This window comes from Rhizobium sp. SU303 (assembly GCF_021052345.1).
GTDB lineage: Bacteria > Pseudomonadota > Alphaproteobacteria > Rhizobiales > Rhizobiaceae > Rhizobium > Rhizobium laguerreae.
In genome coordinates this window covers 24,595-45,291 of record NZ_CP088095.1, presented here as the reverse complement: position 1 = coordinate 45,291, position 20,697 = coordinate 24,595, and the positions used below count along the sequence as shown (strand labels likewise).

Sequence of the window (20,697 nt, the reverse complement as noted above, 5' to 3'; positions counted from 1 at the left end):
TTGGCTCGGGTTCGGCGGCCGTCAAACCGGAAAAAAGCTCAGTTCCTCATAGTCGCCCTCCGGCGACGCGCCGTTGCCGGTCACGCGGAAACCGTGGGCGAGGTAGAACGCCTTTGCCCGCCGGTTCTTCACCAGGCACTTCAGCCGATACCGGTGCTGCGGCCATTCCGGCAGGGCGTGCAGCAGCGCCGTGCCTGCGCCCTGACCCTGGAATTCCGGTTTTAGGTAGAGCATGTGGATGAAATCGTCCTCCGGCCAAAGCGACAGGAAACCGGCGACGCTGCCGCTTTCATGCGCGCAGACGAAGACCGTCTCGCCATGGGTATGGGCGGCGAAATCCTCGCGATGGAATTTGCCCGGATCGACCCAGACGAATGTTTCACGGCGCACGGAAAGATAGATCTCCGCAAGCACGTCCTGATCTTCCGCCCGCGGCGGCCTGATGGTCCACGTCATCATGCCGATTTAAACAAACCCTCCGCCCCGCGCCAAGCCTAACTGGCTGCCATCTTCGCGACGACGGCGGCATTGAAATCCGAAAAGAACCCTTCAGCGAGCTTCTGCGAGGTCGAATCGAGCAGGCGGGCGCCGAGCTGGGCGAGCCTGCCGCCGAGTTCGGCCTTCGACCGGTAGTGCAGGATCGTCTCGGTGCCCCTTTCCTCAAGCACGATATCGGCGCTGCCCCTGGCGAAGCCGGCAAGGCCGCCCTTGCCTTCGGCCGACAGCGTATAGCTCTTCGGCGCATCGACATTGGAAAGCGTCAGCAGCCCGTGGAAGGTGGCAGACAGCAGGCTGAACTTGACCTTGATCGTTGCCTCGAAGACATCAGGCGACAGTCGCTCGATGCTCTGGCAGCCCGGAATGCAGCCGCGCATGATCTCGGGATCGTTGAGTGCTGCCCAGACGATGTCCCGCGGCGCGGCGATGCGTTCTTCGCCGGTGAAATCCATTCGATGGCCCCATCTTCGATTCGCTCATCTTATCCCAGCGGGAAAGCGCTTTGCCAAGGCGGCACGGAATGTTATCTGCCGGGTTGCGATCTGACACGCACCTGACACACAAGGACGGGCCGATGAACGACGAACTGAAGCCCTGGAGCGTGACGGCAAGCCGCATCACCTATGAGGATCGCTGGATCCGTGTCCGGAGCGACGATTGCATCACGGCCGATGGAATTGTCGTCGCGCCCTTCCATGTGCTCGATTATCCCGACTGGATAAACGTCATCCCTGTGATGCCCGACGGACGCGTGCTGCTGACGCGGGAATATCGACATGGCCGCGGCGAAATCGTGCTCGGTCTGGTCGCCGGCAGCCTCGAACCCGGCGACAGCAAGACCGGCGATGCGGCGATGGCGGCGGCCGAGCGCGAACTCCGGGAGGAGACCGGCTATCAAGCCTCGACCTTCGTCAAGCTGCTGACCTCCTATCCGAATGCCGCCAGCCACAGCAATATGGTGACGAGCTGGCTGGCGCTTGGTCTCAGCCGGGCCGGCGAACCGTCTTTCGACCCGGGCGAGAAGGTTGAGCTGCTGTTTGCGGATCTTGCTGCCATCCTCGGCGAGCTGCAGTCCGGCGCGGTCATCATGCAGTCGATGCATGTCGCGGCCCTTTATGCGGCGGAAAGCTGGCTTCGCAGACAGGCCTCCGAGGGCTTGAAATAGGCGCCGCGCCGGGAAAACCCTGTCCGCTTGCCCCGGGCCGGCCGGCAGCGCAGTTGATCCGCCCCGCTTTTCTGGGCTACTGCATATTCAAAGTGCCGCAGCGCGCTTTGCGCGTTTCAAAAGACGCCCAGGCCTGCAGCCGACACAAAGCCGATAAGACACCCCGACAGAGACGCGGAAGAGCACGTTGAAACAGAGAGAAGGCCGGCCGGGCCAGAAGAAAACATCGGGTCCTTCCGGTGAAAGCCGCAGGGACGATCGGGCAGGCCGGCCGCCGAAGCCGGTCGCGCGGCCCGCGGCGAGCCGTGAGGCGGTGCGCGAAGCTGCTGTGCCTGCTGCCGTCGTGCGTCTCCTGATGACACGCAGCGGCGAGCGTCCGACCGAGCGCGTGCCGGTCATCCTCGAATCGCTTGGGGCCGGCGACTTCCATCTGATCGACAGCGGCAACGGCGAAAAGCTCGAGCAATACGGCCCCTATCGCATCATCCGTCCGGAAGCCCAGGCGCTGTGGCGGCCTTCTTTGGCGCCCCAAGTCTGGGAAAAGGTCGATGCCGCCTTCACCGGCGACACCGACGAGGAAGGCACCGGCCGCTGGCGCTTCCCGAAGGAGGCACTCGGCGAGACCTGGCCGCTCAACCTGCTCGGCGTCGATTTCCTCGGTCGCTTCACCTCCTTCCGCCATGTCGGCGTCTTCCCCGAACAGATCGTCCACTGGAGCTGGATGAAGGATCAGGTCGAAAAGGCCGGCCGGCCGCTGAAAGTGCTGAACCTCTTCGGTTATACCGGCGTCGCCTCGCTGGTTGCCGCCGCAGCCGGCGCCGAGGTCACCCATGTCGACGCCTCGAAGAAGGCGATTGGCTGGGCGCGGGAAAACCAAGCGCTCGGGCGCATGGAGAAGCTGCCGATCCGCTGGATCTGCGAGGATGCGATGAAATTCATCCTGCGCGAGGAACGCCGCGGCAGCCAGTACGATATCATCCTCACCGATCCGCCGAAATTCGGCCGTGGCCCCAATGGCGAAGTCTGGCATCTCTTCGAGCATCTGCCCTTGATGCTCGATGTCTGCCGCGAGATCCTGTCGCCGAAGGCGGTGGGCCTGGTGCTGACGGCCTATTCGATCCGCGCCAGCTTCTATTCGATCCACGAGCTGATGCGCGAGACGATGCGGGGCGCCGGCGGTGTGGTCGAATCCGGCGAGTTGGTGATTCGCGAAGCCGGCACCGACGGCAAGACGCAGGGCCGCGCGCTTTCCACCTCCCTCTTTTCCCGCTGGGTGCCGAAATGAGCAAGGACTTCCACGATCAGGGACCGCGCAGGGTCGGGCAAGTGAAGGAAGTCACTTCGCTCGCCAATCCGATCATCAAGGATATCAAGGCGCTGACGAACAAGAAGTCTCGCGAGGAAAGCGGCACGTTCCTCGCCGAAGGGCTGAAGCTCGTCATCGATGCGATCGAACTCGGCTGGGCGATCCGCACGCTGGTCTATGCCAAGGCCGCCAAGGGCAAGCCGCTGGTCGAGCAGATGGCGGCAAAGACCGTCGCCTCGGGCGGGCTGGTGCTCGAGGTCAGCGAAAAGGTGATCGCCTCGATCACCCGCCGCGACAATCCGCAGATGGTCGTCGGCATCTTCGAGCAGCGCTGGACGCCGCTGAAGGGTATCCGACCGAGCGAGGGCGAGACATGGGTGGCGCTCGACCGGGTACGCGACCCCGGCAATCTCGGCACCATCATCCGCACGGCCGATGCGGCTGGCGCTTCCGGCATCATACTTCTCGGAGAAACGACCGATCCCTTCTCGCTCGAAACGGTGCGGGCAACCATGGGCTCGGTCTTTGCCGTTCCGGTGGCGCGGGCGACGCCTGACGAATTCATTGCCTGGCGGAAATCGGCCGGCGTTTCCGTCGTCGCGACACATCTTGCCGGCGCGGTCGATTACCGGACGATCGACTACCGGAACAAGCCCGTCGTGCTGTTGATGGGCAACGAGCAATCCGGCCTGCCGGAACAGCTTGCCAGGGAGGCCGACGCGCTTGCCCGCATTCCGCAGCAAGGCCGTGCCGATTCCTTGAACCTCGCCGTCGCCACCGCCGTCATGCTTTTCGAGGCGCGCCGCCATCTCCTCTCACTTGCCGAGGGCAAATGACCGAACAGACGCATGCACGCCCCGCGCTTTTTTCGCGCCCGGCGCCGATCCTCTTCTTCATCATCGTCGCCGTTCTCATCGACCAGGCCGTCAAGATCGCCGTTGATCATTACCTGCCGCTGCAGGAGGCGGTGCCCGTCGTTCCGATGCTGGCGCTCTACCGCACCTACAATCTCGGCGTCGCCTTTTCGATGCTATCAGGCATGGACGGCTGGTTCATCGTCGGCATGCGTCTCGTCATCGTCGCCTTCGTCATCTGGCTATGGTACCGCACGGCAAAGGATCGCTGGATCGCTCATCTCGGTTATGCGCTGATCATCGCAGGCGCGATCGGCAATCTCGTTGACCGCTTCGCCTATGGGCATGTGATCGATTACATTCTTTTCTACACCGAGAGCTGGTCATTCGCGGTCTTCAATCTCGCCGACAGTTTCATCACCATCGGCGCCGGCTGCGTCATTCTCGACGAACTGCTGCTGTCGAAAAAGGCCAGCCGCTAAAATCTTATCGAAATCCTGAAGGCATTCGGAACGGGCCTCATGTTAGTCAGATAGCATGCAGAACCTGGGACAGTTGCAGGAAAGATTGTCCGCCGCCTTCGGTGGACCCGCCGCCAAGCCGCATGAGAAGCGGATGGAGGTCCTTTCCCCGCGGCCGAACGTAGCGGCACCCCGGGGCGCCGATGACCGCCAGAGCGGGCCTGCACCGACACGGCGCCTGCTATTCTACTGGCTTGGCGGCGCCGGCCTTCTTGCCGCAACGATCCTGATGCTACTTGCCCACGCCAGCGATCCGCTGCTGCTTTCGGGTGGTCTCGTCATCCTTGGCCTGGCCGTCATCGCCAGCTATGCCCTGTTGATGGTTCGCTCGCGCAGGGCCGGGCAGCGCCCCGGTCAACCCATGCCGGATTGGGACGCCGGCGTAAAGCTGTTCGCCGACGTGCACGACGTGCTCGGCGACATCACGGTCAGCCGCACCATGGACCGGCGGATCATCTCCGCCAATGATACTTTTCGCCGCTTGACCGGGCGGCTGCGTCCGGAAGGACGCACCTGCGAGGAGATCGGGATTGCCTTCCGCCCCGGCCCGGTACCGCATTGCTACGACGTCGAGATTTCGACGCCGGAGGGCCAGCGCATCTTCCTCTGGCGCGATGTCGTCACCCGCGACCCGGCAAACGGCCGCCTGCTGCTGCAGAGCGTTGCCCGCGACGTTACCGACGAGCGGCTGATCGCACAGGGCCGCGAGGAGGCTCGCCAGAAGGCCGAGTATAACAGCGCCGCCAAATCGAGGCTGCTTGCCACCGTCAGCCACGAGGTGCGCACGCCGCTTTCCGGCATCCTCGGCATGACGCATCTGATCGCCGAGACGCGGCTGACGCAGGAGCAGCAGAACTATCTCGCAAACATCCGCCAGTCCGGCCACGCCTTGACGCAGCTCGTCGAGGATCTGCTCGACTTCTCCACCATCGAAGTCGGCCGCTTCGCGCTGCACCCGCGCTCGGAATCGCTGCGCAAACTGCTGGAAAGCGTCGTCGAGATGCTCGCCCATCGGGCGCATGAGAAGGGTATCGAGATCGGCGCCACCGTGTCATCCGACGTGCCCGAAAATATGAGCTTCGATCCGGCGCGGCTGCGCCAGGTTCTGTTCAACGTCATCGGCAATGCCGTGAAGTTCACCCAGGTCGGCGGCGTCTTCATCCGCGTGTCGCTCGACGCCGGCGACTTGCTGATCACCGTCACCGATAGCGGTCCCGGCATGACGGCGGAGGAGCAGGCGCGCGTCTTCGGCGAGTTCGAGCAGGGCGGGAGCGTTGCCGACAAGAGCAGCGGGACAGGCCTCGGCCTTGCCATCTCCGCCCGCATCATGCGCGAATTCAACGGCGCGCTGACGGTTGCCAGCGAAATGGGCAGAGGTAGCGAATTCACCATCCGCTTCCCTGTCGATATCGGCAGCGAGCGCCCCGACCGGCGAAACACGCTGCTTGCCGGCAACAGTGTCGTACTGCTGGCGCCGGCAGGTGCGGCGCGCACTGCCATCGCCGAAACGATCACTGCGCTCGGCGGTCTCTGCCATCTCGTCGGCGACGGCGAGACGGCGCGGGCAACGCTGCTCGAACTGGCTAAGGGCGGACGGCGGCCGACCGACATCATCATCGACCATCGCATGTCGGCGGAATTTTCCGCTCATCTTGCCGATCGCGCCGAAATCGCCGCACTTGGCCTGCGCAAGGTCCTGCTCGTCAATCCGGAAGAGCGCAGCGCCCATCCGCTTGACCTCTTCGATGCCTGGCTGATCCGGCCACTGCGCGAACAGTCGCTGATCGACGTGCTGCGCGGGCGCATGCGCGGCATGGAGAAGCGCGACGCGCTGAACGACAACCAGCCGGGTTTCGGGCTTTCAGTGGCGGAGACGCTGGTTGCCGCCAGCGGGCTCAGCATCCTGCTCGGCGAAGACGATCCGATCAATGCCATGCTGGTGCGTGTCGTTCTGGAAAAGGGCGGGCACAAGGTGCGCCATGTCGAAGATTTCGAGACACTGCTCGACTGTGCGCTCTGCGAGGCCAATGCCCGGCCCGATATCATCATCAGCGATCTCTCGATGCCTGGCGGCAACGGTATCGACATGCTGGGACGCCTGCGTGGCCACGAGCGGCGGCTCGATCTCGCGCCGGTGCCGGTGATCGTACTGACTGCCGACAAGAGCGACGAATCACGCCGCCAAGTCTTGCTCAACGGCGCCAACCGCGTCATGATAAAGCCGGTTGATCCGGTGCGGCTGCTGACCGAAGTTCAGGCGGTTGCCGCCCTTTCCGCCCGCCGGGCAGAGGCGCGGTGAGCGCCTCAAAAACCGGCACGCTTCTTGCGCCTGGAAATTCAAAATGTCACTTTCCTGTCGTAGAGAAGTGTTTTATGGCGTCGATAAGCCGGCAACGGGAGAATCGTCATGTCCGCCATCGACATCCTGAATCGTGACACCACGGCGGAGGCTGCACGGCCCTCGACGGCTGCTGTACAGAAGGACGGCGATATCCTCGGCCGCATCGGCAATCTGGAGACCCGCCTTGCCCGCACGGCACGCGAGATCGATGCCGCCCAGGCCGTGCGTTACCGCGTTTTCGTCGACGAAATGAAGGCGCAGCTGCCGCTGGACGCCATGCGCCGCCAGCGCGATGTCGATGCCTATGACGCTGTCTGCGATCATCTTCTCGTGCTCGACCGCTCGATCGAGGGCGACCCGGAAGACCAGATCGTCGGCACCTACCGTCTGCTGCGTCAGGATGTCGCCATCGCCAATGGCGGTTTTTACTCGGCTTCCGAATTCGAAATCGAAGGCCTCATCGCCAAACATCCGGACAAGCGCTTCATGGAGCTCGGCCGCTCCTGCGTGCTGCCGGAATACCGCACCAAGCGCACCGTCGAGCTCCTGTGGCAGGGCAACTGGGCCTACGCGCTGAAGCACGGCGTCAGCGCCATGTTCGGCTGCGCCTCTTTCCCCGGCGTCTATCTCGAAAGCCACGCGCTGGCGCTGTCCTTCCTCTACCACAATGTGCTGGCGAAGAACGAATGGGCCGTCGGCGCCCTGCCGCATCTGGCCCGCAACATGGACCTGATGCCGGTCGAGGCCATCAACCCGAAGCGGGCGCTGATGGCTCTGCCGCCGCTGATCAAGGGCTATCTGCGCCTCGGTGCGATGGTGGGCTCCCACGCGGTCGTTGATCATGCCTTCAACACGACCGACGTGCTGATCGTGCTGCCGATCTCCAGCATTTCGGACCGTTATCTGAATTATTACGGCGCCGACGCCGGCCGCTTCGCGAGCTAGGATGATTCAGACGAAGCAGCGATGAGGGGTCGGTCTTGTCGGTCCCCCAGGCCGAATTGAACTCCCGCTCATGTCTCAATCACCGAAAAATATGTGCCCGGCGGACGCGCTGCTCGCCGAGCACATATCTCTGTTATAGGCGAGGAAGACTACTAGCCCGCCCCGTAGGCGGCGATCGCAGCCATATTGACGATGTCGCTGTCCTTGGCACCCATCGAGGTGATCTGCACCGGCTTGTCGAGACCGACGAGGATCGGGCCGATCACCGTGGAGCCCCCGAGCTCCTGCAGCATCTTGGTCGAGATCGAGGCCGAGTGGAAAGCCGGCATGACGAGCACGTTGGCCGGGCCGGAAAGGCGGCAGAAGGGATATTGCTCCATCACCTTGCGGTTCAGAGCGACGTCGGCCGCCATCTCGCCGTCATATTCGAAATCGACGCGGCGCTTGTCGAGGATCTTCACCGCCTCGCGCACCCGCTCGGAACGTTCGCCCGAGGGATGGCCGAAGGTGGAATAGGCCAGCATGGCGACCCGCGGCGAATAACCCATGCGCCGCGCCAGACCGGCGGCCTCTTCGGCGATATCGGCAAGCTCCTCGGCCGTCGGCATGTCGTGCACCGCGGTATCGGCAACAAAGACCGTGCGGCCGCGGCAAAGCGCCAGCGACACGCCGATGACGCGGTGGCCCGGCTTCTCGTCGATGCAGCGGCGCACATCCTCGAGTGCCGTCGAATAATTGCGGGTGATGCCCGTCACCATGCCGTCGGCATCGCCGAGCGCCACCATGGTGGCTGCGAAGTGGTTGCGGTCGTTATGGATCAGCCGCTGGGCGTCGCGGTGGAGATAACCGTGCCGCTGCAGCCGGGCATAGAGATAGTCGATATAGGCCTCGACCCGGGTCGAAAGCCGGGCATTGACGATTTCGAGGCCCGGCCGGTTGAGATCGATGCCGGCACGTTCCGCCGTCGCCCGGATCAGGTCCTCGCGGCCGAGCAGGATGGCGGTGCCGAGCTGCTGGTTGGCGTAGGACATGGCCGCACGCAGGACCTGTTCTTCCTCGGCCTCGGCAAAGACGATGCGCTTCGGACGGCGGCGGACGCGCTCGTAAAGGCTGGCTAGCGTCGAGGCGATCGGATCGCGGCGCGCCGAAAGCTCGCGGGCATAACCGGCCATGTCGGTGATGACCTTGCGGGCGACGCCGCTTTCGATCGCGGCTTGCGCGACCGCGACCGGGATCGCCGAGATCAGGCGCGGATCGAAGGGAACGGGGATGATATATTGCGAGCCGAAACGCGGCCGGTTGCCCTGATAGGCGGCAACGACGTCATCGGGCACGTCCTCGCGGGCAAGATTTGCCAACGCGTTGACGGCGGCGATCTTCATAGCGTCGTTGATTGTGGAGGCGCGGACATCGAGAGCGCCGCGGAAGATATAGGGAAAGCCGAGGACGTTGTTGACCTGGTTCGGATAGTCCGAACGGCCGGTCGCCATGATGGCGTCGTCGCGGATGCGGGCCACCTCTTCCGGGGTGATCTCGGGATCGGGATTGGCCATGGCGAAGATGATCGGCCGCTCCGCCATCGACCGGATCATCTCGGCCGAAAACGCGCCCTTCTGCGACAGGCCGAAAACGACGTCTGCGCCTTTCATCGCCTCTTCCAGCGTGCGCGTGTCGGTCTTTGCCGCATGTGCCGATTTCCACTGGTTCATGCCCTCGGTGCGGCCCTGGTAGATGACGCCCTTGGTGTCGCAGAGGATGACGTTCTCAGGCGCAAAACCCATTGCCTTGATGAGTTCGACGCAGGCGATCGCCGCCGCACCCGCGCCGTTGCAGACGAGCTTCGTCGTCTTCAGGTCGCGGCCGGTCAGCTCCAGCGCGTTGATCAGGCCGGCGGCGGCGATGATCGCCGTACCATGCTGGTCGTCATGGAACACCGGAATGTCCATCAGCTCGCGCAGCCGGCTTTCGATGACGAAACAATCCGGCGCCTTGATATCCTCGAGGTTGATGCCGCCGAAGGAGGGACCGAGGAAGCGCACGCAGTTGATGAACTCGTCGACATTTTCCGTATCGATCTCGAGGTCGATGGAATCGACATCGGCGAAGCGCTTGAACAGCACCGCCTTGCCTTCCATGACCGGCTTGGACGCCAGCGCGCCGAGATTGCCGAGACCGAGGATCGCCGTGCCGTTGGAAATGACGGCAACCATATTGCCGCGCGCGGTATAATCGTAGGCTGTCTGCGGATCGGCGGCGATCGCCTTGACGGGCACGGCAACACCCGGCGAATAGGCAAGCGAGAGGTCGCGTTGCGTCGCCATCGGCTTGGTCGGGTTGATCTCCAGCTTGCCAGGCCGGCCCATTGCGTGAAAATCGAGCGCCTCCTGGTCGGTAACTGAGGTCACCGGCCGGTCCTTCTTATCGATATCGGGCATAAATCCTCCAACGTCCTGTGGGCGACGCTTTGCTCTTCCTCAAATGCTGTTGTCATCTATAGCGGCGCGCGGATAGGGTTGGCACCTGTTTTTTTGGGAAAAACGCCACCTCCGTGAACGCACGAATAGACACAGGGAATGAAGCCTTTTCGGCGGCCGAGCTCGCCACGGCGGAAAGCCGTGCCTCGGCGACGCCGATGATGGAGCAATATATCGAGATCAAGGCGAACAATCCGGGTTCGCTTCTGTTCTATCGCATGGGCGACTTCTACGAGCTGTTCTTTGAGGATGCGCTGGAAGCCTCACGCGCGCTCGGTATCACGCTGACCAAGCGCGGCCAGCACATGGGCCAGGATATTCCGATGTGCGGCGTTCCGGTGCATGCAGCCGACGATTATCTGCAGAAGCTGATTTCACTCGGCTTCCGCGTCGCCGTCTGCGAGCAGGTCGAAGATCCCGCGGAAGCGAAAAAACGCGGCGGAAAATCCGTCGTCAAGCGCGACGTCGTGCGCCTCGTCACTCCAGGCACGATCACCGAGGAAAAGCTGCTTTCGCCCTCGGAATCCAACTATCTGATGGCGCTGACCCGCATTCGCGCCAGCGGCGAGGCTTTGCTGGCGCTTGCCTGGATCGATATTTCCACAGGCGTCTTCCGGCTTGCCGAGACCGAAGCCTCGCGGCTCCTTGCCGATATCCTGCGCATCGATCCGCGCGAGCTCATCCTGCCCGACACGATGTTTCACGATCCCGAACTCAAGCCGGTCTTCGACGTGCTCGGCCGCATAGCCGTGCCGCAGCCTTCCGTGCTCTTCGACAGCGCCAGCGCGGAAGGCCGGATCGCGCGGTATTTCGGCGTCGCGACGCTCGACGGCTTCGGCACCTTCTCGCGCGCCGAACTTGCGGCCGCAGCGGCAGCCGTCGCCTATGTCGAGAAGACGCAGATCGCCGAGCGGCCACCGCTTGGAAAGCCGGAGCGGGAAAGTGCGGCTTCGACGCTGTTCATCGACCCAGCCACCCGCGCCAATCTCGAACTTGCCCGCACGCTATCCGGCGATCGCAACGGTTCGCTGTTGAAGGCGATCGACCGCACCGTTACCGGCGGCGGCGCCAGGCTTCTTGCCGAGCGGCTGATGTCGCCGCTGACCGACCCTGCTCGCATCAATGCGCGGCTCGATTCGATCGGCTTCCTGATCGACGAACCCCTGCTCTGCGGCAATCTGCGCGACACGCTGAAACATGTGCCCGACATGCCGCGCGCCCTGTCGCGCCTGGCGCTCGACCGCGGCGGCCCGCGCGATCTCTCAGCGATACGCCAAGGTCTTGACGCGGCGAGCGGAGTTGCGGCGATGCTCGGCAAGGCGATGCTGCCCGAAGAGCTCGGCCAAGCGCTATCCGGGCTGCAGGCCCTTCCCGCGGCCCTGGAAAAACTGCTCGCCGAAACGCTCGCCGACGAATTGCCGCTGTTGAAGCGCGATGGCGGCTTCCTGCGCGACGGCGCCAGCGCCGAGCTCGACGAAGTCCGGGCGCTGCGCGACCAGTCGCGTCGCGTCATCGCCGGCCTGCAACTGCAATATGCCGAGGAGACCGGCATCCGGTCGCTGAAGATCAAGCACAACAACGTGCTCGGCTATTTCATCGAAGTCACCGCCGGCAATGCCTCGCCGATGACGGAGACGGCGGACGCGAAGGCCCGCTTCATCCACCGCCAGACGATGGCGAACGCGATGCGCTTCACCACGACCGAACTTGCCGACCTCGAAAGCCGCATCGCCAATGCCGCCGACCAGGCGCTGACGATCGAGCTCGAAGCCTTCGACAGGATGACAACGGCCGTCGTTGCCGAAGCCGAGGCGATCAAAGCGGGCGCCCGGGCGCTTGCCGTCATCGACGTCGCCGCAAGCCTGGCGCTTCTCGCCGAGGAGCAGGCCTATTGCCGCCCGCAGGTCGACGGCTCGAAGATGTTTGCCATCGAGGGCGGGCGCCACCCGGTCGTCGAGCAGGCGCTGCGGCGGCAGGCGGGCGGCCCCTTCGTCGCCAATCATTGCGATCTCTCGCCGAGGACCGGCGACAGGGACGGGGCGATCTGGCTGCTGACCGGCCCGAACATGGGCGGCAAGTCGACCTACCTGCGCCAGAACGCGCTGATATCGATCCTGGCGCAGATGGGCTCCTTCGTGCCGGCGACATCAGCCCATATCGGCATCGTCGACCGGCTTTTCTCGCGTGTCGGCGCCTCCGACGACCTCGCGCGCGGGCGCTCCACCTTCATGGTCGAGATGGTGGAAACGGCTGCGATCCTCAACCAGGCGAGCGACCGTTCGCTCGTCATCCTCGATGAGATCGGCCGCGGCACCGCCACCTTCGACGGTCTTTCGATCGCCTGGGCCGCCGTCGAGCACCTGCATGAGGCCAACCGCTGCCGCGGCCTCTTCGCCACGCATTTCCACGAACTGACCGTGCTTTCGGAAAAGCTTGGCCGGCTATCGAACGCGACGATGCGCGTCAAGGAATGGGACGGCGACGTCATCTTCCTGCACGAGGTCGGGCCGGGTGCGGCGGACCGCTCCTACGGCATCCAGGTCGCCCGCCTTGCCGGGCTTCCGGCCTCGGTCGTGGCGCGGGCTCGCGATGTACTGACGCGCTTGGAAGATGCCGACCGTAAGAACCCGGCGAGCCAGCTGATCGACGACCTGCCGCTCTTCCAGGTGGCGGTGCGCCGCGAGGAAACGACTCGCGGACCTTCCAAGGTCGAGGAGGCGCTGAAGGCGATGAGCCTTGACGACATGACGCCGCGCGAGGCCATGGATGCGCTTTACGACCTCAAGAAGAAGCTGAAATAGGAGTAGCGCGCCATGTTCATGGAAAAACTGGTTCGCGAAACCGAGCGCCTCTCGCTCATCTGCTCCATGCTCGATACGATGCGGCGCGCCGATAAGGACCGCAATGCCCGCGGCTGGACGTCGCCGATCGGCATGCTGAAAATCACCCGCTGCTGCGCTGTGATCTCAGAGCTCGGCACCTCGATTGCCAAGGCCGGCTATCGCGAATGCGACAGGCAGGCGCTCGAGGAGATCATGCGCGAGACACGGCAGGTGCTGCATCTGCTGAATGCGCGGGCCGCAGCCTGAGCATTTCGGGAACAGTCCCCGCCTTGCATCAAAGCGCTCTCGCTTCTTGCCGCTTGGCAACACCATTTCGCCAAATTTAAAGGTTCTTGCAGTATGAAGGCCCGTGTCAATTGCCGGGCAAAGGGGCTATAGCGCATGCAGACGAAACAAGCGGCAGGCCGTGAACCGGCAGTCCGGCATGAACAGGAAACCGCCCCGGCGACAGCGATGCGCGACCTCGATTTCTCCAATATCCTCGACGTCGAGCTCCTGCAGAAGCAGTGTGACGCCGTTGCCGAGGCCAACCGGAACCGGCCCGACGTCCTGCGCGCCGATCTTTTGGCGGTGCTGAAGAAGGCGAGCATCGAAGGCCGGCAGAAGGCGCGCGCCGCACTGATGGCCGATGGCGGCGGGCTCAATTGCGCCTACCGGATTTCCTGGCTGCAGGATCAGATCACCACCGTCCTCTACAATTTCGCCACCGCCCATATCTTTCCGCAGCAGAAGGACAAGTTCGCGGTCACCGCCGTCGGCGGCTACGGCCGCGACACGCTGGCGCCCGGTTCGGATATCGACCTGCTGTTCCTCTTCCTGCCGAGGCCGGCGGAAGAGACGCACAAAGCGGTCGAATTCATGCTCTACGTGCTCTGGGACATGGGCTTCAAGGTCGGTCACGCCACCCGCACGGTGGAGGAATGCATTGCGCTTTCCAAGTCCGACATGACGATCCGCACCGCCATCCTGGAAATGCGCTACATCTGCGGCCTGCAGCGGCTGGAAACCGAGCTCGAGACCCGCTTCGACAAGGAGATCGTCACCGGCACCGGGCCGGAATTCATCGCTGCCAAGCTGGCCGAGCGCGACGAGCGCCACCGTAAGGCGGGCGACACGCGTTATCTCGTCGAACCGAACGTCAAGGAAGGCAAGGGCGGGCTTCGCGACCTGCACACGCTGTTCTGGATCTCGAAATATTATTATCACGTGCGCGACCAGGCGGAGCTGGTCAAGCTCGGCGTGCTGTCCAAGCACGAATACCGCCTGCTTGAAAAAGCCGACGATTTTCTCTGGGCGGTGCGCTGCCACATGCACTTCCTGACCGGCAAGGCCGAGGAGCGACTGTCCTTCGATATCCAGCGCGAGATCGCTGAAGCCTTCGGCTATCACACCCGCCCGGGCCTTTCGGCCGTCGAGCGCTTCATGAAGCACTATTTCCTCGTCGCCAAGGATGTCGGCGATCTCACGCGCATCCTGTGCGCCGCACTTGAAGACCAGCAGGCGAAGTCGATCCCGGGCCTCACCGGCGTCATCAGCCGCTTCACCCATCGCAACCGCAAGATCGCCGGCAGCGTCGAATTCGTCGAAGACCGCGGCCGTATTGCGCTGGCCGACCCCGAAGTCTTCAAGCGCGATCCCGTCAACATCATTCGGCTCTTCCACGTCGCCGACATCAATGGGCTGGAATTCCACCCGGACGCGCTGAAACGCGTCACCCGTTCCCTCGCCTTGATCGACAACGACCTGCGGGAAAACGACGAGGCGAACCGCCTGTTCCTGTCGATCCTGACGTCGAAACGCGACCCGGCGCTCATCCTGCGCCGGATGAACGAGGCCGGCGTGCTCGGCCGTTTCATCCCCGACTTCGGCAAGATCGTCGCGATGATGCAATTCAATATGTATCACCACTATACGGTCGATGAACATCTGATCCGCACCGTCGACACTCTCTCCGAGATCGACAAGGGGCGCGCCGAGGACCTGCATCCGCTCGCCAACAAGCTGATGCCTGGCATCGAAGACCGCGAGGCGCTTTATCTCGCCGTTCTCCTCCACGACATTGCCAAGGGCCGCCAGGAGGATCATTCGATCGCCGGGGCCCGCGTCGCCCGCAAGCTCTGCGCCCGCTTCGGCCTGTCGCAGAAGCAGACGGAAATCGTCGTCTGGCTGATCGAAGAACATCTGACCATGTCGATGGTGGCGCAGACCCGCGACCTCACCGACCGCAAGACAATCACCGATTTCGCCGACCGCGTGCAGTCTCTCGACCGGCTGAAGATGCTCTTGATCCTGACGATCTGCGATATCCGCGCCGTCGGTCCGGGTGTGTGGAACGGCTGGAAGGGTCAGTTGCTGCGCACGCTCTATTATGAGACCGAGCTGCTGCTCGCCGGCGGCTTTTCGGAGGTCTCCCGCAAGGAGCGGGCCAATGCCGCCGCCGACGCGCTGCGGGCCGCACTCGCGGACTGGAGCCAGAAGGACCGCAACATCTATACCAAGCTGCACTACCAGCCCTATCTGCTCTCCGTGCCGCTGGAAGACCAGATCCGCCATGCCCATTTCATCCGCCAGGCGGATAAGGCGGGCCAGGCGCTCGCCACGACGGTGCGTACCGACAGTTTCCACGCGATCACCGAGATCACCGTGCTGTCGCCCGACCATCCGCGGCTGCTCGCCGTCATTGCCGGCGCCTGCGCCGCGGCCGGGGCCAACATCGTCGACGCCCAGATTTTCACGACATCGGACGGACGGGCGCTCGACACGATTCATGTCAGCCGCGAATTTACCGACGATGCCGACGAACTGCGCCGGGCCGCGACGATCGGCCGGATGATCGAGGACGTGCTGTCCGGCCGCAAGCGCCTGCCCGAGGTTATCGCCACGCGCGCGCGCAACCGCAAGAAGAGCAAGGCCTTCGTCATTCCGCCTTCGGTCAACATCACCAACAGCCTGTCGAACAAGTTCACGGTCATCGAAGTCGAATGCCTCGACCGGCCGGGACTGCTGTCGGAGATCACCGCCGTACTTTCCGATCTGTCGCTCGACATCCAGTCGGCCCGCATCACCACATTCGGCGAGAAGGTGATCGACACCTTCTACGTCACCGATCTGGTCGGCCAGAAAATATCCGGCGACAGCAAGCGCGCCAACATCACCGCCCGGATGAAGGCGGTCATGGCCGAGGAAGAAGACGAGCTGCGCGAGCGCATGCCCTCCGGCATCATCGCACCCGCCGCCACCGCCCGGACCCCGCCCGCCGCCGACAAGAAGGCCGGTTCCCCCATATGAGCCTAAACGCATGAGCCCAAACGCATGAGCCTCGTCAAGAAATTCGCGACCGTCGGCGGCGCCACCCTCGGCAGCCGCATCTTCGGCTTCGCCCGCGAAACACTGATGGCTGCGGCGCTCGGCACCGGACCGATGGCCGACGTCTTTTACGCCGCCTTCCGCTTTCCGAATCTCTTCCGCCGGCTGTTTGCCGAGGGCGCCTTCAACGCCGCCTTCGTGCCTCTCTTTGCCAAAGAGATCGAGGCGAACGGCACGGATGGCGCCAAACGCTTTTCGGAAGAAGTGTTCGGGGTGCTGTTTTCGGTGCTGCTTCTCATCACCATCGTGATGGAGCTTGCCATGCCGCTCTTGGTGCGCTTCGTCATCGCGCCGGGCTTTGCCGACGATCCCGAAAAATTCTCGATCACGATCCGAATGGCGGCCGTGATGTTTCCCTATCTGATGTGCATGTCGCTGACGGCGATGATGAGCGGCATGCTGAATTCGCTGCATCATTTCTTCGCCGCCGCCATAGCACCCGTCTTCCTCAACGTGGTGATGATCGGAGCGCTGTTTTATGCGCTCTATACCGGCGCCGATCCGCTGGCGACCGCCTGGTATCTCTCCTGGGGCGTTCTAGCCGCCGGCGTCCTGCAGCTCGCCGTCGTCTATGTCGGCGTGCTTGCGGCCGGCATGAGCATCGGCTTCCGTTTCCCGAAGATGACTGCGAATGTCAAGCGGCTGCTGATCCTGGCGGTGCCGGCTGCGGTGACCGGCGGCATCACCCAGATCAACCAGCTGATCGGCCAGGCGATTGCGTCGTCCCGCGACGGCGCGATCGCAGCGCTGCAATATGCCGACCGCATCTATCAGCTGCCGCTCGGCGTCGTCGGCGTCGCCGTCGGCGTGGTGCTTCTGCCGGAACTTGCCCGAGCGCTGAAGGGCGGCAACCTGCGCGAGGCCGGAAACCTGCAGAACCGCTCGATCGAATTCGTGCTGTTCCTGACGATCCCCGCCGCCTTCGCGCTCTGGATCCTGTCCGACGAGATCATCCGCGTTCTCTACGAGCGCGGCGCCTTCCATCAGGAAAACACCGCCGTTGTCGGCTCGATCCTGGCGATTTACGGCATCGGCCTGCCGGCCTTCGTGCTGATCAAGGCGCTGCAGCCCGGCTTCTATGCCCGCGAAGACACCAAGACGCCGATGCGTTTTTCGGCCATCGCGGTTGCGACCAATTGCGCTACGGCGCTGACCCTCTTTCCCTATATGGGCGCGCCCGGCATCGCCGTTGCCGAAGCCACGGCCGGCTGGATCAGCACCGTGCTGCTGTTTGCCACGCTTTTGCGCCGTGGCCACCTGACATGGGAATGGGCGCTGGCAAAGCGCACCGCCCTGCTGATCGTCGCTGCGGCCGTCATGGGTGCGGCCATCGTCTTCCTCAAGCAATATTGGGCGCCGTGGCTTGCTTCCGGCGCGCCGCTTCTCACCAAGATCGGCACCCTCGGGCTGCTGATTGCAATCGCCATGCTGATCTATTTCGCCGCCGCTTTCCTGGTCGGCGGGGCTAATCTCGGCATGATCCGACGCAATCTGAAGCGCAAACCGGCGCCGGCAAAGGACGGGTGAGGCCAGTCGTACCACTCTGGCTACTTGATGGCTGTGGCTTGCGACCAGACAACTATCCATCGTTCGTCATGCCGCTCATAAGTGTCGGTGTGCCAGTAGTCGTTGAGGGCGACTTTGTGGCCGCCGAAGACGACCTCCAGCTGAGCGCGATACCGAAGAACGGCGACACCGTCATAAAGCCGCACGGCAATGTCAGCGGGCTGCCAGGTCAGGTATTTGATCTGCCCGGAGGCGATCGCACCCAGATATTCTTCCTTTGAAAGCGTGGCACCGATCGGCGTTATCAGCTGGAAGTCCGGAGCGTGAAGCTGCCGTGCTCGAAGCATATCGGCGTTGATCAGGGCACGCAGCCTCGCGCGCTCCGTTTCGCGAAGAAGGTTGGCCTCGCTGGCCGATTGGGATGCGTCGACGGTCAGGATTGTCATGTCCGTTCTCCAATTGAAGCTGGAGCATGATGCCGAAAGCCTCAGCGGCTTTCGGGCGACATCGTGCTCTAACAATTTGATTTGTAACAGGATCTATCTCGGGCTGACCGGCCTAAAATCATCCTGTTCCAAGGATCGGTTAATTCTCTCGGCATAGGCGGCGACTATGATGCAGTCACTGGCCGTCGCGTTGTCGGTTCTCCATTCGAGGTCGGCACCAATCCCAAGTCGATGAGGCTTTGGGCGCTGGCGCGGATGCATTGCTCATCTGGACGTGAGCGCCACCCGAGGACGCGGTGGGCTTTTGCTGCACTGACACTGAGGTCGCGATTGAGCTCGTGAACAATGGTTCGTGCATCGGGGTCGGATTGCGCCATGACCCTGACGATCTCGTCAGAGACTTCGCGTGACGGCAGGCGGGAGGCATGGTCCGGAAAGGAATGAGCAAGAATGGCCACAAGGTCCTTGAGCCAGAAAAACCGAAGCCAAAGCGCGGGATACCGTTGAATCGTCCCGTCATCAAATGGTGGATCAATCCAACAGACGTCCCGAAATTCGGCCCGAGCAACGGCCCGAGGATCGTGCTTGGATTGATCACGGCCAGATCGAGCCCGACTTCATGAGCAAAGGCCCAGGCGGCCCGCTCAGTCAGCGTCTTGGATTTGTAATAGGGCGTCGCCCGCGGGCTTTCCGGGTCGGTCCAATTCTCTTCGGTAAAGGGCGCCTGCCCGTCGCCATGGTTGGTGGCAGCTATGGAGGATGTCAGAACCACACGTTTGACTTGTGCCCGATGCGCCTCGCGAAGCACGCGCAACGCACCGTCGCGGGCTGTCTGGATCAGTGCATTCGCATTTTCAGGATATCCCGGAGGGAAAGGCGATGCGGTGTGAATGACATAGTCGCATCCTTCGACAGCCGCAGCCCAACCGCCATCGCTATCAAGATCGGCCTGCACCAGACTGAGGTTTTGCAGTTGCCCGTCAGTGTGCGCTCCAAGCAGACCGACCGTCGCAGCGCTTGTACCGATGCTGCGCAGGCTTCCTCTGACCCGATACCCCTGCTTGAGCAACTGCAAGGCAATGTGGCCTGCGAGAAATCCGCCAATGCCGGTCACCAGTACGTTGGCGCCATTAGAATTATCTGACGTGATACTCATGGGTATCTCCTGACTGCGCACCGATGCGCCTTCATCGACTTAGACAGATATACATTATTTGTCTACTCGTCTTTTGACAGAATGGTCACAAAATGCCAGTCTGTCCAAATGACGCAGACTGATCGAAAAATCGCCCAAATCCTGGATGCCGCCCTGCCGGTGTTCGTGCGTTTCGGCTTTCGCAAGACGTCCATGGCCGACATTGCGCGCGCCGCAGGTATTTCGCGAGCATCGCTCTATCTGAGTTTCAACAGCAAGGAAGAGCTTTTCCGAGCCGGCTCGATGCGGGCGCATACTCGCGCATTGGATGAGGTGGGAGCGGCTCTGGCAGGACAGGGGAACGCGTTTGACCGCATGGAAATGGCCATAGCAGTGTTTCAGCGGGAGTTAATCGCCCCTTTTGGCGGCAGTTCCGATGCAGAGGAACTGTTTGCCGCCAATATGGCCTTGGCTGCGGATATCACGCTCGACGCGCGGACACGGCTATTGACTATGCTGACACAGACGCTGAATGCCGCTGCGGAAGCCAAGGAAATCGATCTCGAACCACTGCAGGCCTCGCCTCATCAACTGGCCAATATCATGATGGCTGCAATGGACGGGATCAAACACGCGCAATGGAATGGCTCCAGCCTCGATGACGATACAAAACTATTCATGCGCCTCTTGCGGGTGGCGGTGACGCCGCGGAGCGGCCAATAGAATTGGTCGCGGCAGGTCTTTTCGCCGCCACTGAATCGGCGATCCTTAAACCGGAATGGGAAAAAGCGGACCGCATGATTCCTCAGCAATCCACCCATCGTCGCTGCGGTCCGACGTCGACATGGATGATGCCGTTGCAATAGCTGCCGATGCCGCCGATGCCCGGCGCGCTTCTTGCGGCAGCAATGATCGTGCGCTCCGACAGGCCGGGTATCCTGATGTCGGCCGCCAGACACTTCCCGTGCAGGGACCCGTGGCGGCGGGGATGCGGCCTGTGGCCCGAGGTTATCACCGGGCGTCGGCCGGTCTTCGCAGCAATATGCGACAGGACCGCACGCAGGCGCCCCGGAAAGCAGCTGGCACGAACGCTGACGGTCTGGACCGTGTAGGCGAGACGTGCCTGAGGTTTTGGAAGATGAATGGCATGCCTTTTCATGTCTTGACCGACGGCAGCCGTTGCTGATTGTAGGGCGAAAAGGCCTGCCATGGCGAGCAAAATTGCGTTCTGCATGGTCGCTCCGATCGGCTATCCCAGCGACCCCAACGGCGCCGGCACCAGGCGCAGGATTTTCGG

17 protein-coding genes are annotated in these 20,697 nt (G+C 63.0%); 11 read left to right on the top strand and 6 right to left on the bottom strand.

Annotation, left to right across the window (positions count from 1 at the left end):
- Positions 1 to 21: 21 nt before the first annotated feature.
- Both RlegSU303_RS00225 and RlegSU303_RS00220 read right to left on the bottom strand, forming a co-directional pair.
- Positions 22 to 456 carry a GNAT family N-acetyltransferase gene (locus RlegSU303_RS00225; protein WP_026158479.1) on the bottom strand — a complete coding sequence of 145 codons (435 nt, stop codon included), beginning with the start codon at positions 454 to 456 and terminating at the stop codon, positions 22 to 24.
- A 38-nt stretch (positions 457 to 494) separates the two neighbouring features.
- On the bottom strand, positions 495 to 950 hold the full coding sequence (locus RlegSU303_RS00220; protein WP_017958726.1) for an SRPBCC family protein: 456 nt from the start codon (positions 948 to 950) through the stop codon (positions 495 to 497).
- 68 nt (positions 951 to 1,018) lie between these two features.
- On the opposite strand from RlegSU303_RS00220, the gene RlegSU303_RS00215 reads away from it, so the two are divergent.
- The 6 genes from RlegSU303_RS00215 (at position 1,019) to RlegSU303_RS00190 (ending at position 7,630) form a co-directional block, all read left to right on the top strand.
- The gene (locus RlegSU303_RS00215) at positions 1,019 to 1,663 is read left to right on the top strand and encodes an NUDIX hydrolase (protein ID WP_017958725.1); all 645 of its coding nucleotides are present in this window, start codon (positions 1,019 to 1,021) and stop codon (positions 1,661 to 1,663) included.
- A gap of 187 nt (positions 1,664 to 1,850) precedes the next feature.
- The gene (locus RlegSU303_RS00210; protein WP_094086824.1) at positions 1,851 to 2,948 is read left to right on the top strand and encodes a class I SAM-dependent methyltransferase; all 1,098 of its coding nucleotides are present in this window, start codon (positions 1,851 to 1,853) and stop codon (positions 2,946 to 2,948) included.
- Positions 2,945 to 3,805, top strand: a complete 861-nt coding sequence (locus tag RlegSU303_RS00205) for a TrmH family RNA methyltransferase (protein ID WP_131719552.1) — start codon at positions 2,945 to 2,947, stop codon at positions 3,803 to 3,805. Before RlegSU303_RS00210 ends, RlegSU303_RS00205 begins: the two co-directional genes overlap by 4 nt.
- Positions 3,802 to 4,305: a signal peptidase II gene (gene lspA / locus RlegSU303_RS00200; RefSeq protein ID WP_131719551.1), complete on the top strand. Its 504-nt coding sequence runs from the start codon at positions 3,802 to 3,804 to the stop codon at positions 4,303 to 4,305. The genes RlegSU303_RS00205 and lspA overlap by 4 nt, the downstream gene beginning before the upstream one ends.
- Positions 4,306 to 4,360: 55 nt before the next feature.
- Positions 4,361 to 6,643: a PAS domain-containing hybrid sensor histidine kinase/response regulator gene (locus RlegSU303_RS00195; protein ID WP_131719550.1), complete on the top strand. Its 2,283-nt coding sequence runs from the start codon at positions 4,361 to 4,363 to the stop codon at positions 6,641 to 6,643.
- 108 nt (positions 6,644 to 6,751) lie between these two features.
- Complete coding sequence (locus RlegSU303_RS00190) at positions 6,752 to 7,630, top strand: GNAT family N-acetyltransferase (protein ID WP_017958720.1); 879 nt, start codon at positions 6,752 to 6,754, stop codon at positions 7,628 to 7,630.
- A 152-nt stretch (positions 7,631 to 7,782) separates the two neighbouring features.
- Here RlegSU303_RS00190 and RlegSU303_RS00185 read toward each other — a convergent pair whose 3' ends face one another.
- Positions 7,783 to 10,065, bottom strand: coding sequence for an NADP-dependent malic enzyme (locus RlegSU303_RS00185; RefSeq protein ID WP_131719549.1), 2,283 nt, complete (start codon positions 10,063 to 10,065; stop codon positions 7,783 to 7,785).
- A 113-nt stretch (positions 10,066 to 10,178) separates the two neighbouring features.
- Between RlegSU303_RS00185 and mutS the strand changes: the two genes are divergently transcribed.
- From mutS to murJ, 4 genes are all read left to right on the top strand, one after another.
- Positions 10,179 to 12,905, top strand: coding sequence for a DNA mismatch repair protein MutS (gene mutS, locus RlegSU303_RS00180; RefSeq protein WP_131719548.1), 2,727 nt, complete (start codon positions 10,179 to 10,181; stop codon positions 12,903 to 12,905).
- Between the two features lie 12 nt (positions 12,906 to 12,917).
- Positions 12,918 to 13,193, top strand: a complete 276-nt coding sequence (locus RlegSU303_RS00175; protein ID WP_017958713.1) for a hypothetical protein — start codon at positions 12,918 to 12,920, stop codon at positions 13,191 to 13,193.
- A gap of 135 nt (positions 13,194 to 13,328) precedes the next feature.
- A complete protein-coding gene (locus RlegSU303_RS00170; protein ID WP_131619532.1) occupies positions 13,329 to 16,235 on the top strand; it encodes a [protein-PII] uridylyltransferase in 2,907 nt (968 codons plus the stop codon).
- Positions 16,236 to 16,259: 24 nt separating this feature from the next.
- Positions 16,260 to 17,840: a murein biosynthesis integral membrane protein MurJ gene (gene murJ, locus RlegSU303_RS00165; protein WP_065281975.1), complete on the top strand. Its 1,581-nt coding sequence runs from the start codon at positions 16,260 to 16,262 to the stop codon at positions 17,838 to 17,840.
- Between the two features lie 20 nt (positions 17,841 to 17,860).
- On the opposite strand, the gene RlegSU303_RS00160 is transcribed toward murJ, so the two are convergent.
- Positions 17,861 to 18,265, bottom strand: a complete 405-nt coding sequence (locus RlegSU303_RS00160) for a nuclear transport factor 2 family protein (RefSeq protein ID WP_017958710.1) — start codon at positions 18,263 to 18,265, stop codon at positions 17,861 to 17,863.
- A 175-nt stretch (positions 18,266 to 18,440) separates the two neighbouring features.
- Positions 18,441 to 19,421: an NAD-dependent epimerase/dehydratase family protein gene (locus RlegSU303_RS00155; RefSeq protein ID WP_231283341.1), complete on the bottom strand. Its 981-nt coding sequence runs from the start codon at positions 19,419 to 19,421 to the stop codon at positions 18,441 to 18,443.
- A 108-nt stretch (positions 19,422 to 19,529) separates the two neighbouring features.
- On the opposite strand from RlegSU303_RS00155, the gene RlegSU303_RS00150 reads away from it, so the two are divergent.
- Complete coding sequence (locus tag RlegSU303_RS00150) at positions 19,530 to 20,123, top strand: TetR/AcrR family transcriptional regulator (RefSeq protein ID WP_017958708.1); 594 nt, start codon at positions 19,530 to 19,532, stop codon at positions 20,121 to 20,123.
- An 82-nt stretch (positions 20,124 to 20,205) separates the two neighbouring features.
- On the opposite strand, the gene RlegSU303_RS00145 is transcribed toward RlegSU303_RS00150, so the two are convergent.
- Positions 20,206 to 20,634: a YcbK family protein gene (locus RlegSU303_RS00145; protein ID WP_017958707.1), complete on the bottom strand. Its 429-nt coding sequence runs from the start codon at positions 20,632 to 20,634 to the stop codon at positions 20,206 to 20,208.
- Positions 20,635 to 20,697: the final 63 nt, after the last annotated feature.

What these genes read in the sequence shown, in the direction of transcription:
- RlegSU303_RS00225 (WP_026158479.1), bottom strand. Translation starts at nt 456, where the DNA reads ATGACGTGGACCATCAGGCCGCCGCGGGCGGAAGATCAGGACGTGCTT.
- RlegSU303_RS00220 (WP_017958726.1), bottom strand. Translation starts at nt 950, where the DNA reads ATGGATTTCACCGGCGAAGAACGCATCGCCGCGCCGCGGGACATCGTC.
- RlegSU303_RS00215 (WP_017958725.1), top strand. Translation starts at nt 1,019, where the DNA reads ATGTTATCTGCCGGGTTGCGATCTGACACGCACCTGACACACAAGGAC.
- RlegSU303_RS00205 (WP_131719552.1), top strand. Translation starts at nt 2,945, where the DNA reads ATGAGCAAGGACTTCCACGATCAGGGACCGCGCAGGGTCGGGCAAGTG.
- lspA (WP_131719551.1), top strand. Translation starts at nt 3,802, where the DNA reads ATGACCGAACAGACGCATGCACGCCCCGCGCTTTTTTCGCGCCCGGCG.
- RlegSU303_RS00195 (WP_131719550.1), top strand. Translation starts at nt 4,361, where the DNA reads ATGCAGAACCTGGGACAGTTGCAGGAAAGATTGTCCGCCGCCTTCGGT.
- RlegSU303_RS00190 (WP_017958720.1), top strand. Translation starts at nt 6,752, where the DNA reads ATGTCCGCCATCGACATCCTGAATCGTGACACCACGGCGGAGGCTGCA.
- RlegSU303_RS00185 (WP_131719549.1), bottom strand. Translation starts at nt 10,065, where the DNA reads ATGCCCGATATCGATAAGAAGGACCGGCCGGTGACCTCAGTTACCGAC.
- RlegSU303_RS00175 (WP_017958713.1), top strand. Translation starts at nt 12,918, where the DNA reads ATGTTCATGGAAAAACTGGTTCGCGAAACCGAGCGCCTCTCGCTCATC.
- RlegSU303_RS00170 (WP_131619532.1), top strand. Translation starts at nt 13,329, where the DNA reads ATGCAGACGAAACAAGCGGCAGGCCGTGAACCGGCAGTCCGGCATGAA.
- murJ (WP_065281975.1), top strand. Translation starts at nt 16,260, where the DNA reads ATGAGCCTCGTCAAGAAATTCGCGACCGTCGGCGGCGCCACCCTCGGC.
- RlegSU303_RS00160 (WP_017958710.1), bottom strand. Translation starts at nt 18,265, where the DNA reads ATGACAATCCTGACCGTCGACGCATCCCAATCGGCCAGCGAGGCCAAC.
- RlegSU303_RS00155 (WP_231283341.1), bottom strand. Translation starts at nt 19,421, where the DNA reads ATGAGTATCACGTCAGATAATTCTAATGGCGCCAACGTACTGGTGACC.
- RlegSU303_RS00150 (WP_017958708.1), top strand. Translation starts at nt 19,530, where the DNA reads ATGACGCAGACTGATCGAAAAATCGCCCAAATCCTGGATGCCGCCCTG.
- RlegSU303_RS00145 (WP_017958707.1), bottom strand. Translation starts at nt 20,634, where the DNA reads ATGCAGAACGCAATTTTGCTCGCCATGGCAGGCCTTTTCGCCCTACAA.